The sequence below is a fragment of the Mesorhizobium sp. C268A genome, assembly GCF_040324475.1.
In the GTDB taxonomy this organism is placed as follows: domain Bacteria; phylum Pseudomonadota; class Alphaproteobacteria; order Rhizobiales; family Rhizobiaceae; genus Mesorhizobium.
This window is the reverse complement of the sequence record NZ_JAMYVX010000003.1, coordinates 961,978-976,101: the sequence shown is the minus strand read 5'-3', so window position 1 is coordinate 976,101 and position 14,124 is coordinate 961,978. Positions and strand designations below refer to the sequence as shown.

The window sequence follows — 14,124 nt, the reverse complement described above, 5'->3', positions numbered from 1 at the left end:
GCTGTCAACGTCGGCGGGCCGCCGCCACGGTCTTGGTTGGCAGCGCCGGCAGTTCCTCCATCACTCGGGCGAGCGGGAAGATGGCGATTGCCTCGGTGCCTTCGCGCAATTTCGACTGAAGTTCGAATTCGCCGCCATGCATGGCGAGCAGGCCCTGCACAATCGGCAGTCCGAGCCCGGTGCCCTGTTCGGCGCTCTTGATGGCGATCGAGCCCTGGCCGAAGGCGGACAGCACGATCGGGATTTCGTCTTCCGGTATGCCCGGCCCATTGTCCTTGACCGAAATGTACTGGCCGCCGCCCGCCGTCCAGCCGACGCGCACGCGAATTTCGCCGCCGGTGGCGGTGAATTTGATGGCGTTGGACAGGAGGTTGAGCGTGATCTGCCGCACCGCGCGCTCGTCGGCGAACAGCCGCGGCAGGGCACTTTCGAAATCCTGGACGATGCGGATGTCCTTGTTGCGCGCCTTCAATTCCATCATGTGGCAGCAATCTTCGGCGATGTTGAGCAGCATCACCGGCTCTTCGTTGAGCTGATAGCGGCCGGCCTCGATGCGCGACAGATCAAGGATTTCATTGATCAGGTCGAGCAGATGCTGGCCGGAATCGTGCACGTCGCGGGCGTAGTCGCGATAGGTGGGGTTGCTCATCGGCCCGAGCACCTCATTGGCCATCACCTCGGAAAACCCGAGAATGGCGTTGAGGGGTGTCCTCAGCTCATGGCTCATAGAAGCAAGGAAGCGCGACTTCGCCAGATTGGCGTCTTCGGCCCGCCGACGAGCTTCGTCCGACATTGATTTCGCTGTCTCCACCTCGGCGAGCAGCGCGTCCTTTTCGGAGCGGAAGGACAGAAGTATCAGCGACGAGCGGTTGAGATGGCGCGCGATATAGGCAAAGAACGGCAATGCCGCGACCAGCAGGGCGACCATGATCGTCCCGACCGGCACCCAAAATTTCGTTTCAGCATAGGCATAGACCGCCACCGGAACGACGAAGGTGGCAAGCAGAGAGCCGCGCAAGGACGACGCCATGATAGCGGTCGCCGCCATGGCCAGCAGCAGCACCACCGCCTTGGCGGCCTGGAACTGGTCGATCTGGCAGGTGGCGCAGCCGAGCCATGCGAACCACGCCCAGCCGAGGCCGCACAGCGAATGTCCGATCAGGAAATCCCTGCGGGTGTGAACAGGATTGAGCTCGGCGGCTTCGGTGCGCTCGACGCGGCGCGCCATGAAGGCGACGATCGAATAGCAGATCAGGGTGAACAGCGCCCAGACGCTGATCTGTTTGTCCACACCGGCCAGCAGCCCGGCCGCCGCGACCGCCAACACCAGCAGTGGGATGACGGCTGCGCCGCGCACCATGGTCCCGGCATGCAGCTTCAGCAGTTCACGGTCGAAGTCGAGATTGCCAACCTGCTGCGAAAGACGGTCGCGCGTCTTGCGCACCGCGCGCGCCACATCGCTGTTGCGGTGCGGTTTCCGGCGGTCCACAATGAATTTATCCGCTGTGTTCGAGCGTAGCAGAGGCATGGAAACTTCGATTTATGCGCGCAGCGATCTCAATTCGTTAAGCTACGTTCGAATGATTAAGAGACTGTTTGCCATATGAGCCGTTCGTGGTCGCCAAGGCCGCGCCGGCGATACTATCCGCCGCCGCCGCGAAGCCTGTGGCGCAAGCTGCTGGATTACGCGCTGACGGTCATTCTGCTCGGCCTGCTGATCCTGCTCGCCGCACGCCTCGACCGTTTCGAGACGCGCAAGGCGGAAGGGGTGGCGATCGTCAACGATGGCGATTCACTCACTCTTGGCACCGAACGTATCCGCATGCGCGGCATCGACGCTCCGGAATACCAGCAGATCTGCCGTAGGGATGGCGCAGACTACGCCTGCGGCAGGCTGGCGCGCCAGGCGCTGGTGCGGCTGATATCAGGAAATCCGGTGACCTGCAGCGGCTGGCAGCGCGACCGCTACGGCCGCCTGCTCGGCGATTGCAAGACCGGCGGCAAGGATCTCAACCGGGCCCAGGTTGAGGCCGGCTGGGCCATTGCCTATGGCGATTTCGACACCGAGCAGGCCATTGCCCGCGCCGGCAAGGTTGGCATCTGGGCCGGCACGTTCGATGAGCCGCAAGACTGGCGCGAAAGCCACCACGGCGGCCCGCTCGAAAGAAAGCACGGCACCCTGGCTTCGGTCGGTGACGCCTTGCGAGAGATGTTTAGCTTCTGGTGACGAGCACCATAGTTGAAGGACCAGATCGGGAGGATAAGCATGAAACTGTTCGACGGCGGCCGCGCCCCCAACCCGCGGCGAGTACGGGTTTTCCTCGCCGAAAAGGGCATCGCAGTGCCGCTGGTGCCGGTCGATATGAGTGCGATGGGGCACAAACAGGAGCCGGTCAGGTCGCGCAACCCGCTGCAGCGGCTGCCGGTGCTGGAGCTCGACGACGGCACCATCCTCACCGAATCCGTCGCCATCTGCCGCTATTTCGAGGAACTGCATCCCGAACCGGCGCTGTTCGGGCAAGGCGCGCTCGGCAAGGCCAAGGTCGAGATGTGGCAAAGGCGCATGGAGTTCAATCTGCTCAGCTGCGTCGCCCAGGCTTTTCGCCACATCCATCCGGCGATGAAGGAATGGGAAATTCCGCAGATCCCCGAATGGGGCGAGGCCAACAAGGCGAAAGCGGTTGAATTCCTGAACCTGCTCGAGCCCGAACTGGCAAACCGCGAATTCACCGCCGGTGACGCCTATTCGATCGCCGATATCACCGGCATGATCGCCATGGATTTCATGAAACCGGCGCGCATCAAAGTGCCGGACGAGTGCACCAACGTGCTGCGCTGGTACAGTGCCGTCTCCAGTCGCCCGAGCGCTTCCGCCTGATGGAGGCGGAACTCGAACGCCTGACGGCAAAGGTCCGCGCCTGCCGCATCTGCGTCGACACTCCAGTCAGCAGGCCACTGCCGCACGAGCCGCGCCCGGTGCTGCTGCCATCATCCAGCGCCCGCATCCTGCTCGCCGGCCAGGCGCCAGGCACAAAGGTGCATTTGTCGGGCATGCCGTTCACCGACGCGTCCGGCGACCGCTTGCGAAGCTGGCTGGGCGTAACCAGCGAGGAATTCTACGACACGGAAAAATTCGCCATCGTGCCGATGGGGTTCTGCTTCCCCGGCCAGGACGCAAAGGGCGGCGACCTGCCGCCGCGCCGAGAATGCGCGCTGGCCTGGCGCGCGCCGCTGATGGCGCTGATGCCGCAGATCGACCTCGTCTTGACAATCGGCTCCTACGCGCAATCCTGGCATATGGGCGCCACGCGCCGGCCGTCGCTGACCGAAACCGTGAAGGACTGGCGCACCATCTGGGATGCGCTGGCCAGCCCGAAAGTGCTGCCGCTGCCACACCCGTCATGGCGCAACTCAGGATGGCTGAAGCAGAATCCATGGTTTGAAATGGATTTGCTGCCGTTTCTGAGATCGGAAATCCGCTATCGCATAGATTAGACTTTAAGCAAGATATCACTCGCTTTTGTGCCATCCGGCAGAATTTCTTTCTTGTGAAAGGTCGAAATAAGAGGGAATATAGCCAATCTATTCCCAAAGCGCGTCGCGCCCGAGGGAACGCGGCCTGCACCAGGAGCACCTCAATGGATCGCCTCGACAGAAAAATTCTCCGCCTCCTGCAGGAGGACGCGACGCTCGCGGTTGCCGATGTCGCCAAGAAAGTCGGCCTGTCGACGACGCCGTGCTGGCGCCGCATCCAGAAGCTGGAGGAAGAGGGAGTCATCAAGCGGCGCGTCGCCATCCTCGACCACGAAAAGGTCAATGTGCGCGTCACCGTCTTCGTGTCGATCCGCACCAATTCGCACAGCCATGAATGGCTGCGGCGTTTCTCGGAAGTCATCCAGGAATTTCCCGAAGTTGTCGAATTCTACCGCATGAGCGGCGACGTCGACTATCTCCTGCGCGTCGTGGTGCCCGATATCGCCGCATATGACGCCTTCTACAAGCGGCTGATCGCCAAGATCGAGATCCGCGACGTGTCGTCGTCCTTCGCCATGGAGCAGATCAAGTACACGACCGAAATGCCGCTCGACTACATGCTGCTGGACAAGGAATCCGGCGCCAACGCGGCCTGAGCGCGGTTGTCCGTGACTGGGCGGTGACGCTGCACAAGCCGGCGGCGCTTAGTTTTTCTTTTTGTTGAGGAAACTCCAGGGCGAGTTGACCGGCAGCGTGATCGTGTCCGGCACCGTGTCGACTGCCACCACATCGGCTTTGCGTACGGTGTAGCCGGACTGGATGATGCTGACGCCGTCGAGAATGAACAACTGGCTCTTCTCCAAGCCGGGCCGCAAGGCGCCGGTCACGGCAACCGACTCATAGGCCTGCGACATCTTGTAGGGACGGGCCGGCGTCACCAGCACGATCTGGTTGGGCGGCGGCGTCGGCATGTGGCTGCAAGCGCCTGTCCACGGCACCAGCAGGAACTGGTAGACGAGGTCGCCATCGCGGTCGACCGGCAATGCATAGCCGGCTAATTGTACCGTCTTGTCCTGCAGGTTGAGCGACAATGTCTCGCCACGATCGGGCAGTTTTGCCGCAATCATCGGCAGGCCGGCATCTTCGGCCACCGCCTGCGTCGCCGGGCGCAGATCTTTCCAGAAGATGTGCGCGGTTTGGCCTGAGGCGTTGGTAGCGGTGAACACCAACAACGCGGCTGCAAGCGCCAAGGTCGATTTGAGAGGACTGCTCATCGGCCGCTTCCTTTGTGCAGGAGTAAAGACGCCGCAGCCGATCGCGTCAACGCTCGAGCCGCATTCACATGTCTGCGAGAGCCGGCCATGCCGACCTCATGGAACCCGCGAGCGATGAACATGTCGCGAAACCCCATGAAACGGTAGCTCGGCGATGCCTCGTCGACCGGGTAGGCCTCGATCACGCCGGCGCCCTTGGCAAAGGCGTGATCTATGGCAGCGTCAAGCAGCGCTGCCGCCAGCCCGCCGCCGCGCAGCGCCCTTGGCACATAGAAGCAGACGATCGACCAGATGCCGGTCTCGTCATCGTCCTGTTGCGACGTCAGCTTCCGATAGGTCTGGCGCGGCGCGACCGAGCACCAGCCGACGGTCTTGCCGTCAATCTGGGCCAAGATTCCGACCGGCGTACCGGCCTCAACAAGCGCCATCATGGCCCGTTTCAACTCGGCGTGCTGGACATGCTCGCGGCGGCCGAGCAGGGGCCGCCAGGCCATGCACCAGCAATACTTCGGACCGCATTGCGCTTCGAAGAGGCCTTCGAAATCGGCGCGCGTCTGCCGCGTCACCTCGGTGAACCGGACGTTGGCCAGGTCAGCCTTTTCTGGCGGCGATCCGCTCGATGATCTTGGCATTGGTGAGTTCCCGTACGGCGTCCTTGCCAATCCAGCGCGCCGTCTTGTCGGCCGACTGGGCCAGTCGTTCGGCCACGGCAAGGGCAGCGCCGTGCATCTCCAACGATCGCTTGCCGATCGAACGAAGCGCCCAGTTTACCGCCTTCTTCACGAAATTGCGGCTGTCGGTGGCTCGCGCTTCGATGATCGGCAGGAAGCCGAGGAAAGTCGCCACCGGCTCCTGCTTCCGGTGCACGACGGACCACGCCATCATGGCGAAGGCTGTGCGTCGAACGAACTCGCGCTCGTCCGCCGCGAACTCTTCAATCAGCTCCTTCCAGGCGTCCGTGTCGACGAAGAGATCGGAGACGCCGTCGACGATGTCCCAGGAATCGAAGGACGCGGCCCATTGTCGTGCATCCGCGGCTGAGAAGCGCTTCGGGTCGGCCGTGACGGAAGCGATGAACTGCGCCTCCATGATGCCGGTCTGCCAAAGCTCGAAAGCACGCTCGTGGTTGCGCTTGATCTTTTTGGCGATCTGCCGCTGCATGCCATGCGAGATGCCGAGCGCGCGTTCGATCTTGATGCCGTAGCGCAGCATGCCGCGGCGACTGTCTTCCGAGCCGATCGAGCGCAAATGGGCGACGATCTCATCGGCGCTCGATTGGGGCGAAAGCTCGGCCATTGCGAACGCCTATTTTTCCAGGCGCGCCAGCAGGGACGAGGTGTCCCAGCGCTTGCCGCCCATCGCCTGCACATCCTTGTAGAACTGGTCGACAAGGGCGGTCACCGGCAGTCTGGCGCCATTGCGGTCGGCTTCATCGAGGCAGATGCCGAGATCCTTGCGCATCCAGTCGACGGCAAAGCCGAAATCATATTTACCGGCATTCATCGTCTTGTGTCGGTTCTCCATCTGCCATGACCCGGCAGCGCCCTTGGAAATCACCTCGATGACCTTCTCGATGTCGAGCCCGGCCTTCTTGCCGAAATGGATGCCTTCGGCCAGTCCCTGAACCAGCCCGGCAATGGTGATCTGATTGATCATCTTCGTGAGCTGGCCGGCGCCCGACGGACCCATCAGCCCGACCATGCGGGCAAAGGCGTCGATGACCGGCCTGGCTTTGTCGAAGGCAGCCTGCTCGCCGCCGACCATCACCGTCAGCACGCCGTTCTCGGCGCCCGCCTGGCCGCCGGAAACCGGCGCGTCGAGGAAGGAAAAGCCAGCCTTTTCAGCGGCGTCGGCCAGTTCGCGCGCGACTTCGGCCGAAGCGGTGGTGTTGTCGATGAAGACGGAGCCTTTTTTCATCGCGGCGAAGGCGCCATCGGCCCCGGTCGTCACCGAGCGCAGATCGTCGTCATTGCCGACGCAGGAGAAGACGAAATCCTGGCCCTCTGCGGCGTCCGCCGGCGTCAAAGCAAGCTTGCCGCCATGCTGGGCCACCCATTGTTCCGCCTTCGCCGCGGTGCGGTTGTAGACGGTGACGTCGTGGCCGCCTTTGTTCCTGAGGTGCCCGGCCATGGGATAGCCCATCACGCCAAGACCGAGAAATGCCACAGATGCCATGGGTTTGCCCTTCAGACGGAACGGAATTGTCTTGGACAGCTCTAGGCTCTACGCGCCATTCGTCAAGACGCGCATGAGCCGATCGACTGGTACAGCCGAACGCTCAGCGGATCAGATGAATGGTGATCCGCCGCTCGATCCATTCGACGCCGTGGCGCAGGATCTCGACCATCACCAGATAGACGATGGCGACCCAAACATAGGCCTGGAAGTCGAAGGACTTGGCGTAGGCCAGCTTCGCGTTGCCCATCAAATCATAGACGGTGATGATGGCAACGATGGCGGAGGCCTTGATCATCAGGACGAGTTCGTTGCCATAGGGCCGGAGCGCGACGATAAACGCCTGCGGCAGGATGACCTTGCGCAGCGTCTGCAATTTGTGCAGGCCGAGCGAAGCAGCGCCCTCCCATTGGCCCCTCGGAACACTTTCTATGGCGCCGCGCAGGATTTCGGCCTGGTAGGCGGCGGTGTTGAGCGCGAAGGCGAACACACCGCAATTGAAGGCGTCGCGGAAGAACCACCACAGTCCGACGGATTCGAGTTGCACCCGGAATGAGCCCAGGCCGTAATAGACGAGATAGACCTGGACCAGCAGCGGCGTGCCGCGGAAGAAATAGACATAGCAATAGGCCAGGACGGACAAATAGCGGTTCTTCGACATGCGGGCATAGGTGACAGGCAGCGAAAAGAGCGCACCGAGCACCATCGAGATGGCCACCAGCGCAAGCGTGGTTCCCAAGCCCTGCAGATAGGCAGGCGCGTATCTGGCGAAGAATTCGCCATTCCAGGCGTAAACCAGATAGACGGCGATGCCGATGCCGAACAGGATCCAGAAGCCGACCAGCGCGTAGCCGACGATACGGGCCCGCGGCCAGCCTCGCGCCCGTGGTGGTGGCTTCTCGATGTCGACGGCGGCGCGCGTCACGACGCTCATCGTGCCTCCCTCCTCCCGAGCGAACGCAGGATGAAGCCGGTGGCGATCGACGACAGGATGGCAAGGATAAGGAACACCATCGCCGCGACGCTGTAGAACAGGAAGGAATGTTTGGTGACACGGGCCGCCACGCCGGCGTTGCGCAAGGTTTCAGCCAGGTTGACGACCGACACCAGGGCCGTGTCCTTGAGCAGGCTCAGCCAGCAATTCTCAAGGCCGGGGAAGGCGATGCGCAGCAGCTGCGGCAGGATCACCTTGCGCATCGTCTGCCATTTCGACAGCCCGATCGCATAGCCGCCCTCATACTGGCCCTTCGGAATGGCGCGAAAGGCCGACAGGAAGACTTCGCTGGAATACGACGAAAAGATCAGCGACAGCACGATCATGCCGGCGAGGAAGCTGTCGACATCGACCGTCGCTTCCGGCCTGAACAGACGGATGACATACTGCAAGAGGATCGGCATGCCGAAGAAGAACAGGAAAAGCGTCACTAGTTCCGGCAGTCCGCGAAACACCGTGGTGTAGATGTTGGCAGCCACGCGAAGCGACGGCTCTTCGGATTGTTTTGCCCAGGCGACGAAAAAGCCGATCGTCAGGCCGATCGGCAGTGTCGCCAGCGCGAGCGCAATGGTGACCAGTGCGCCATAGGCAATATCGTCAATCCAGCCATCGGGTCCCCAAGTGAGAAGTATCCATATGTTCTGGCTTGGCATTGACGGGTCTTGTCTCCACTTCTGTCAGGCCAAGGCGGCAGCAGGAAACTTCCCCTGCCGCCTTGTTTCAGACGATCAGGACTCGGCGCCGAAGACGTCGAACTTGAAGTACTTGTCGTTGATTTCCTTGTACTTTCCGTTGGCGCGGATTGCGTCGATGGCGCTGTTCAACTTGTTGACCAGATCCGTCTCGCCCTTGCGCACGGCGATGCCGGCGCCCGGTCCAAAGATATCGACCGGCTGCGGCGAAGGCTGGCCGAGAATCTTGCAGCAGGCGCCATCAGGCGAATCCAGGAACTGTTGCAACACGACGATATCGTCCTCGATCGCGTCGAGACGGCCATTGGCGAGATCGGCCTGCTCTTCGGGGCTGCTCGGATAGCCCTTGACCGTGCTGTCCGTATAGGTTTTCGAGGCATAATTGAAATGCGTCGTGGTGGTTGCGACGCCGATGGTCTTGCCGGCCAGGTCTTCCTTGGTCACGCCCTTGAGGGTCGAATCCTTGGGTACCGCGATCGCCGACGGCGTGTTGTAGTATTTGTGGGTGAAGTCGACCTTCTCGGCGCGCTCCGGCGTGATCGACATCGAGGCGACGATGGCGTCGAACTTGCCGGCCTGCAGGGCCGGAATGATGCCGTCCCAATCCTGGGCGACGAAGGTGCACTTGACCTTCATCTCGTCGCAGAGCGCCTTGGCGATGTCGATGTCGAAGCCCACGAGCTGGCCGTCGGAGGTCAGGTTGTTGAATGGGGGGTACGCGCCTTCGGTGCCGATTCTCAGGGTCGTTTCCTGAGCCTGGGCGACGCCGAGCGTCAGCAGCGCAGCCGATGCGGCGAGCGCGATACGCAGTGCAATACGCATGATAGTCCTCTCTTTATGGCTCCCGGCCGTCGTTCCGGAACGGCTCTGTGGGGCGGTGCTTTTGACCGCCCGCTGGCGCGATACTCCCACTGTTTTCGGGAGAAAAGCAACTGTAAAACCGTTGCTTGCGGGATTTGCGGGTCCAGCCAATGCCGACGCCGGGTTAATGCATGTCGCCCAAAAGTGCGCAGCGGTTTTGGGACGACGACATGCATAAATAAAACAACCTGAAGCGCGTCGCATGAGGCCGTTCAGGCGCGACGCGCTTAGACAATGCAACGGCTGAAGAGGGCGGCTGACCCGGGCGAGGGCAGGGGCCTCAAGGTTTGAGGCCGGTCATGCGCTCGATGAAGTCGGCTATCCCTCCCGTGTCGTCGAGATCGAACACAGGCAGGCTTTCGCCGGTAACCGCGAAGTCGGCGGCAATCGCCACGATATGTCCGTCGTTCGCCGACAGCGGCGAGCGGTCCTTGGCCTCCCGCCGCCGGGTCTCGATCTTTTTGTGCGCCTCGCGCTTGTAGCCTTCGACCAGCACGATGTCGCACGGGGCCAACCGCGACAGGACCGTCTCCAGCGTCGGCTCGTCCTCACCGCGCAGTTCATGCATCAGCGCCCAGCGTTTGCCCGACACCACCGCGACTTCGGTGGCGCCCGCCTGGCGGTGACGAAAGCTGTCGGCGCCAGGCTTGTCGATGTCGAACTCATGATGGGCGTGTTTGACCGTCGACACTGTCCAGCCGCGCCGGACGAGCTCTGTGACCAGCTTCTCGGTCAGTGTGGTCTTGCCGGAATTCTTCCAGCCGGTGATGCCGAAGATGTTCATGGGCCGATGCTCTGCAACAGACGCTCGGCCACCGCAAGGTCGTGCGGTGTGTTGATGTTGAAGAACGGGTCGATCTCGTCACTGCCGTGGGTCAGCAACGGAAATTCCACTTCGACACAGTCGTGCCGCTCGATGAAGGCGGAGACGCGCCTGTTGTCCTCGTCGATCAGGAAATGCCGCAAGGCCTCACGCAGCCCGAGCGGCCACAGCGCGAAGGTCGGATGCCGCCTGCCGCCGGAACTGGCAACCGCCATCGAGCCCGGCCGACTGGTCGCGGCAGCGGCCAGCTTTGCCACCAGATCCACCGGCAGAAACGGCGTGTCGCCGGGGGCCGTCGCCAATGCCGTGCAAGCGGTGTTCGCTGCCGCCCATTCGAGGCCGGTGAGGATTCCGGCAAGCGGTCCGGCATAGCCTTCCACCGCATCGGCGAGAACCGGAAGACCGGCCGCCTCGAAGCGCGCCGGGTCACCATTGGCGCTGAGCGCCAGCGATCCGACCTGCGGCGACAGGCGGGCAACGACATGGTCGAGAAGCGGACGCCCGCCAAGCGCCAGTAAAGTCTTGTCGCCGCCGCCCATGCGCCGTGACAGGCCTCCGGCCAGGATAATTCCTGCAATGTCTTGGCTCATGGCCAAGCTATATGCCGTCCGGCGCCATGTCGGGTCCAGCGCTTTCGGCTGCGGGTTTTTGCCGGCCGGCGACCCGCTCGCGATAGAGCGCGTAGAGGCCGGAGCCGATGATGATGGCGGAGCCGAAGATCATCGGCAGGTCGGGGACATCGCCGAAGATGATGAGGCCAAGCAGCATCGACCAAAAGAGGGCGGTGTAGCGGAATGGCGCAATGAAGGAGATGTCGCCAGACCGCATTGCCATGATGATGAACTGGTAGCCGATCAGCACCAGCACCGCCGCCAATGCCAAAAGTGCCGTGCCTTTGCCGGACATTGGCGTCCAGCCGCCCATCGGCGACAGCAGCACGGCGCCAACGATGGTCATGGCGATTGCCGTTGCCGTCGACACCAGCAAGGTCGGGATAGCCCTCGGGATGCGCTTGGTGGCGAGGTCACGTACTGCGCAACAGGCGACGCTGACGAGTGCGTACAGCGAATAGACGCTGAAGCCTTCGAAGCCTGGCCGCACGATGATCAGCACGCCGCCAAAGCCGACCGCGATCGCCAGCCAGCGCCGCCAGCCGACACCTTCGCTGAATACGAGTGCCGCCCCCATCGTCACCGCCAGCGGCAGCGCCTGCAGCACCGCGGAGACATTGGCGATCGGCAGATGCGCCAATGCGACAAGGAAGGCGACGGTGGCGCCGGCCTCGGCGACCACGCGAAGCGCCACCAGCGGCTGCAGCATCGAGCCCGGCCGTGCGAGCGCACCTTGCTGCCAGGCGAGCAGGCCGACGAGTAGCGACGCAAAGGCGCCGCGCACCAGCATGACCTGCGCCATGTTCATCGATTCCGACGAGAACTTGGTGATGGCGTCGTTGAGGGTGAAGCCGATCATGGCCACCATCATGCACAGCGCGCCGCGAATGTTTGGGGAAAGAGGCAAGGGCGTTACCGGTTTTGCAAGAGCAATTCCAGGAAAAGTGTGAAACGGTTTTCCGTCCGGAATTGCGTGAAAACAAAGAATAAAGCGGTTCGACGTTTCGGCGAAACGGTGAACCGCTCAAGCCTGTAGCAGCCGGCGGCAAGACAGCAACGTCAAAGAAATAGGCCACGGATTTTCACCAGTGGCCCATAGAAATTCCCTGAGAGGGCTGGCCGGATGACCGGCAGGCTCATTTCGGGGTCAGCACCTCGGTGCCGCTGCCGTTCTTGCCGGCGATGGTCCACAGGCCGTGCAGCGAGCCGTCATCTTCTACCTTATAGACGACGAGACCGATTTCCTTGCCCATGACATAGCCGGCGGAGAAGGCATCGTCGTTGCGCATGCAGATGCCGTCCGACGATGATCCGCCCGTCTCCCAATGGATGGTACAGGTGGTCTCGCTGGTCAGCGTGATGGTGGCTTCGCCGCCATATTTCGAGCCGTCGAAATTGGTGCCCGCGACGGTGTAGCTGCCGCCGATGGACTGTGCTGCTGCCGGCGCGGCGGCAAACCCAAGCATTGCAAGAGAAAGTAAGAATGTGCGCATGTCGTATTCCCCCAAACCGAGCGACGAGCCGCTATAGGCCGAAATTTAGGGCGGAACGCGATGGCGGTAAATCGGGTTTGCAGCGTCGAGAGCGATTTATTCCCAGTGTTGCTCAGCCCCATGCAGGCTGTCGCCGATAGCGCCGACCAGTGGGTCGTACTTGGCCTTGAGCGAGGCGGGATATTCGATCCAGACTGTATGGATTGCATCCTCTTTTTCGAAGACGATTCGGGTATAGAAGATCTTGTCGCCTTTGGTGCTTGAGACCACTGCCCAGTTCTTACCGGTTTTGCTGTAAGTGACCTTTTCCCCAGAGTCAGGGTCGGCTTTTTCCTTTTCAACCAGACTGTCGGGCGTATCTTCCGTCAGCTTGTATCCGCCGTAACAGGACAAGCTCGCACCATCGGGGCTAAGCCATTTTCGACCGTCGCCATTGAGGGACTCAGGCATCGGCTTGCTGAAAATCTGGCTCAGGAACGTGCACACCGTGCCATAGCGCGCATTGATGTAGGTGAACGGCTTTGCGGGCGCCACTGTGGTCGCCAATGATAGGGCCACGACCAGCGCTGACAGCCCGGTTTGGCAAACACGCTGCATGGAAATCCCCCTCGCTTCCAACGGAAGCATTCTGCACCAATCGCGGAGAAAATCAGCCGCCGGTGACGCTCATATGTCTCGACACCGACGGGCGGCTGGTGCGGCGGTCGATGATGAAATCATGGCCTTTCGGCTTGCGGCCGATCGCTTCGTCGATGGCAGCAGCGACCAGCTCGTTGCCTTCTGAGGCACGCAACGGCGCGCGCAGGTCGGCGGCATCCTCCTGACCCAGGCACATATAGAGCGTGCCGGTGCACGTCAGCCGCACGCGGTTGCAGCTTTCGCAGAAATTATGCGTCATCGGCGTGATGAAGCCCAGCCTGCCGCCGGTCTCTGCGACATGGACGTAGCGGGCCGGACCGCCGGTCTTGTAGGGGATGTCGCTCAGCGTGAACTGGCGCTCGAGCGAAGCGCGCAGCAGCGATAGCGGCAGATACTGGTCGGTCCGGTCGGCGTCGATCTCGCCCATCGGCATGGTTTCGATGACGGTCAAGTCCATGCCGCGGCCATGCGCCCAGCGCATCATCTCCGGCAGCTCGACGTCGTTGAAGTCCTTCAGCGCAACGGCGTTGAGCTTCACCTTCAGCCCCGCCGCCTGCGCGGCATCGATGCCTTGCATGACCTTGCCGAGATGGCCCCAGCGGGTGATGGCGTGGAACTTGTCGGCATCGAGCGTATCCAGCGAGACATTGATGCGCTCGACACCGCAATCGGCAAGCTCGGCGGCAAAGCGCGACAGCTGCGAGCCATTGGTGGTCAGCGTCAACTCTTCCAGCGCGCCGCTCTTCAGGTGCCGCGACAGCTGGCGCACCAGATGCATGATGTTCTTGCGCACCAGCGGCTCGCCGCCGGTGAGGCGCAGTTTGCGCACGCCCTTTTCGATGAAGACGGTGCAGAGCCGGTCGAGTTCCTCGAGCGACAGCAGGTCCTTCTTGGGCAGGAACGCCATGTCCTCGGCCATGCAATAGGTGCAGCGGAAATCGCAGCGGTCGGTGACCGACACGCGCAAGTAGCTGATCGTGCGACCGAAGGGATCGATCATGTCCATGCGTTCAAGCATTCCCGTGGCTGCGAGTGGCGCCGTTATATACGGCTATGTGATACGATCCAACCCGCCATTCAAGATAGCC

18 protein-coding genes are annotated in these 14,124 nt (G+C 62.2%); 4 read left to right on the top strand and 14 right to left on the bottom strand.

The window, feature by feature from the left end; all coding sequences use genetic code 11:
* Positions 1 to 4: 4 nt before the first annotated feature.
* Positions 5 to 1,528, bottom strand: coding sequence for a sensor histidine kinase (locus tag NKL06_RS31560; RefSeq protein ID WP_023690732.1), 1,524 nt, complete (start codon positions 1,526 to 1,528; stop codon positions 5 to 7).
* 75 nt (positions 1,529 to 1,603) lie between these two features.
* On the opposite strand from NKL06_RS31560, the gene NKL06_RS31555 reads away from it, so the two are divergent.
* The 4 genes from NKL06_RS31555 to NKL06_RS31540 all read left to right on the top strand — a co-directional run bounded on the left by NKL06_RS31555 (position 1,604) and on the right by NKL06_RS31540 (position 4,130).
* On the top strand, positions 1,604 to 2,227 hold the full coding sequence (locus tag NKL06_RS31555) for a thermonuclease family protein (protein WP_023690733.1): 624 nt from the start codon (positions 1,604 to 1,606) through the stop codon (positions 2,225 to 2,227).
* A gap of 39 nt (positions 2,228 to 2,266) precedes the next feature.
* Positions 2,267 to 2,878 (top strand): glutathione S-transferase, encoded by a 612-nt coding sequence (locus NKL06_RS31550; RefSeq protein ID WP_023690734.1) that lies wholly within the window; start codon positions 2,267 to 2,269, stop codon positions 2,876 to 2,878.
* On the top strand, positions 2,878 to 3,495 hold the full coding sequence (locus NKL06_RS31545) for a uracil-DNA glycosylase family protein (protein ID WP_023690735.1): 618 nt from the start codon (positions 2,878 to 2,880) through the stop codon (positions 3,493 to 3,495). The genes NKL06_RS31550 and NKL06_RS31545 overlap by 1 nt, the downstream gene beginning before the upstream one ends.
* 143 nt (positions 3,496 to 3,638) lie before the next feature.
* Entirely contained in the window at positions 3,639 to 4,130 is a 492-nt protein-coding gene (locus NKL06_RS31540; protein WP_023669013.1) for an Lrp/AsnC family transcriptional regulator, read from the top strand.
* A gap of 48 nt (positions 4,131 to 4,178) precedes the next feature.
* Here the strand turns inward: NKL06_RS31540 and NKL06_RS31535 are convergent, their stop codons facing one another.
* The 13 genes from NKL06_RS31535 to moaA form a co-directional block, all read right to left on the bottom strand.
* Positions 4,179 to 4,748: a DUF3299 domain-containing protein gene (locus NKL06_RS31535; RefSeq protein ID WP_023690736.1), complete on the bottom strand. Its 570-nt coding sequence runs from the start codon at positions 4,746 to 4,748 to the stop codon at positions 4,179 to 4,181.
* Complete coding sequence (locus NKL06_RS31530) at positions 4,745 to 5,380, bottom strand: GNAT family N-acetyltransferase (protein WP_023690737.1); 636 nt, start codon at positions 5,378 to 5,380, stop codon at positions 4,745 to 4,747. The genes NKL06_RS31535 and NKL06_RS31530 overlap by 4 nt, the downstream gene beginning before the upstream one ends.
* On the bottom strand, positions 5,340 to 6,044 hold the full coding sequence (locus NKL06_RS31525) for a DNA alkylation repair protein (RefSeq protein ID WP_023690738.1): 705 nt from the start codon (positions 6,042 to 6,044) through the stop codon (positions 5,340 to 5,342). The genes NKL06_RS31530 and NKL06_RS31525 overlap by 41 nt, the downstream gene beginning before the upstream one ends.
* Positions 6,045 to 6,053: 9 nt before the next feature.
* A complete protein-coding gene (locus NKL06_RS31520) occupies positions 6,054 to 6,923 on the bottom strand; it encodes an NAD(P)-dependent oxidoreductase (protein ID WP_023690739.1) in 870 nt (289 codons plus the stop codon).
* 103 nt (positions 6,924 to 7,026) lie between these two features.
* Complete coding sequence (locus NKL06_RS31515; RefSeq protein ID WP_023688511.1) at positions 7,027 to 7,857, bottom strand: ABC transporter permease; 831 nt, start codon at positions 7,855 to 7,857, stop codon at positions 7,027 to 7,029.
* Complete coding sequence (locus tag NKL06_RS31510; RefSeq protein WP_023669007.1) at positions 7,854 to 8,570, bottom strand: ABC transporter permease; 717 nt, start codon at positions 8,568 to 8,570, stop codon at positions 7,854 to 7,856. Before NKL06_RS31510 ends, NKL06_RS31515 begins: the two co-directional genes overlap by 4 nt.
* Before the next feature lie 75 nt (positions 8,571 to 8,645).
* A complete protein-coding gene (locus tag NKL06_RS31505; RefSeq protein WP_023688509.1) occupies positions 8,646 to 9,431 on the bottom strand; it encodes an ABC transporter substrate-binding protein in 786 nt (261 codons plus the stop codon).
* A 319-nt stretch (positions 9,432 to 9,750) separates the two neighbouring features.
* On the bottom strand, positions 9,751 to 10,254 hold the full coding sequence (mobB, locus tag NKL06_RS31500) for a molybdopterin-guanine dinucleotide biosynthesis protein B (RefSeq protein WP_023690740.1): 504 nt from the start codon (positions 10,252 to 10,254) through the stop codon (positions 9,751 to 9,753).
* Positions 10,251 to 10,883 (bottom strand): molybdenum cofactor guanylyltransferase MobA, encoded by a 633-nt coding sequence (mobA, locus tag NKL06_RS31495; protein ID WP_023690741.1) that lies wholly within the window; start codon positions 10,881 to 10,883, stop codon positions 10,251 to 10,253. The genes mobB and mobA overlap by 4 nt, the downstream gene beginning before the upstream one ends.
* A gap of 7 nt (positions 10,884 to 10,890) precedes the next feature.
* On the bottom strand, positions 10,891 to 11,811 hold the full coding sequence (locus tag NKL06_RS31490) for a DMT family transporter (protein WP_023690742.1): 921 nt from the start codon (positions 11,809 to 11,811) through the stop codon (positions 10,891 to 10,893).
* Between the two features lie 229 nt (positions 11,812 to 12,040).
* Positions 12,041 to 12,397, bottom strand: a complete 357-nt coding sequence (locus NKL06_RS31485; protein ID WP_023669002.1) for a hypothetical protein — start codon at positions 12,395 to 12,397, stop codon at positions 12,041 to 12,043.
* 96 nt (positions 12,398 to 12,493) lie between these two features.
* A complete protein-coding gene (locus NKL06_RS31480) occupies positions 12,494 to 12,994 on the bottom strand; it encodes a hypothetical protein (protein WP_023690743.1) in 501 nt (166 codons plus the stop codon).
* 52 nt (positions 12,995 to 13,046) lie between these two features.
* Positions 13,047 to 14,042, bottom strand: a complete 996-nt coding sequence (gene moaA, locus NKL06_RS31475; protein WP_031193366.1) for a GTP 3',8-cyclase MoaA — start codon at positions 14,040 to 14,042, stop codon at positions 13,047 to 13,049.
* Positions 14,043 to 14,124 lie beyond the last annotated feature (82 nt).

What these genes read in the sequence shown, in the direction of transcription:
- NKL06_RS31560 (WP_023690732.1), bottom strand. Translation starts at nt 1,528, where the DNA reads ATGCCTCTGCTACGCTCGAACACAGCGGATAAATTCATTGTGGACCGC.
- NKL06_RS31555 (WP_023690733.1), top strand. Translation starts at nt 1,604, where the DNA reads ATGAGCCGTTCGTGGTCGCCAAGGCCGCGCCGGCGATACTATCCGCCG.
- NKL06_RS31505 (WP_023688509.1), bottom strand. Translation starts at nt 9,431, where the DNA reads ATGCGTATTGCACTGCGTATCGCGCTCGCCGCATCGGCTGCGCTGCTG.
- mobA (WP_023690741.1), bottom strand. Translation starts at nt 10,883, where the DNA reads ATGAGCCAAGACATTGCAGGAATTATCCTGGCCGGAGGCCTGTCACGG.
- NKL06_RS31485 (WP_023669002.1), bottom strand. Translation starts at nt 12,397, where the DNA reads ATGCGCACATTCTTACTTTCTCTTGCAATGCTTGGGTTTGCCGCCGCG.
- moaA (WP_031193366.1), bottom strand. Translation starts at nt 14,042, where the DNA reads ATGGACATGATCGATCCCTTCGGTCGCACGATCAGCTACTTGCGCGTG.
- NKL06_RS31480 (WP_023690743.1), bottom strand. Translation starts at nt 12,994, where the DNA reads ATGCAGCGTGTTTGCCAAACCGGGCTGTCAGCGCTGGTCGTGGCCCTA.
- NKL06_RS31510 (WP_023669007.1), bottom strand. Translation starts at nt 8,570, where the DNA reads ATGCCAAGCCAGAACATATGGATACTTCTCACTTGGGGACCCGATGGC.
- NKL06_RS31520 (WP_023690739.1), bottom strand. Translation starts at nt 6,923, where the DNA reads ATGGCATCTGTGGCATTTCTCGGTCTTGGCGTGATGGGCTATCCCATG.
- NKL06_RS31515 (WP_023688511.1), bottom strand. Translation starts at nt 7,857, where the DNA reads ATGAGCGTCGTGACGCGCGCCGCCGTCGACATCGAGAAGCCACCACCA.
- NKL06_RS31530 (WP_023690737.1), bottom strand. Translation starts at nt 5,380, where the DNA reads ATGCCAAGATCATCGAGCGGATCGCCGCCAGAAAAGGCTGACCTGGCC.
- NKL06_RS31545 (WP_023690735.1), top strand. Translation starts at nt 2,878, where the DNA reads ATGGAGGCGGAACTCGAACGCCTGACGGCAAAGGTCCGCGCCTGCCGC.
- mobB (WP_023690740.1), bottom strand. Translation starts at nt 10,254, where the DNA reads ATGAACATCTTCGGCATCACCGGCTGGAAGAATTCCGGCAAGACCACA.
- NKL06_RS31550 (WP_023690734.1), top strand. Translation starts at nt 2,267, where the DNA reads ATGAAACTGTTCGACGGCGGCCGCGCCCCCAACCCGCGGCGAGTACGG.
- NKL06_RS31535 (WP_023690736.1), bottom strand. Translation starts at nt 4,748, where the DNA reads ATGAGCAGTCCTCTCAAATCGACCTTGGCGCTTGCAGCCGCGTTGTTG.
- NKL06_RS31525 (WP_023690738.1), bottom strand. Translation starts at nt 6,044, where the DNA reads ATGGCCGAGCTTTCGCCCCAATCGAGCGCCGATGAGATCGTCGCCCAT.
- NKL06_RS31540 (WP_023669013.1), top strand. Translation starts at nt 3,639, where the DNA reads ATGGATCGCCTCGACAGAAAAATTCTCCGCCTCCTGCAGGAGGACGCG.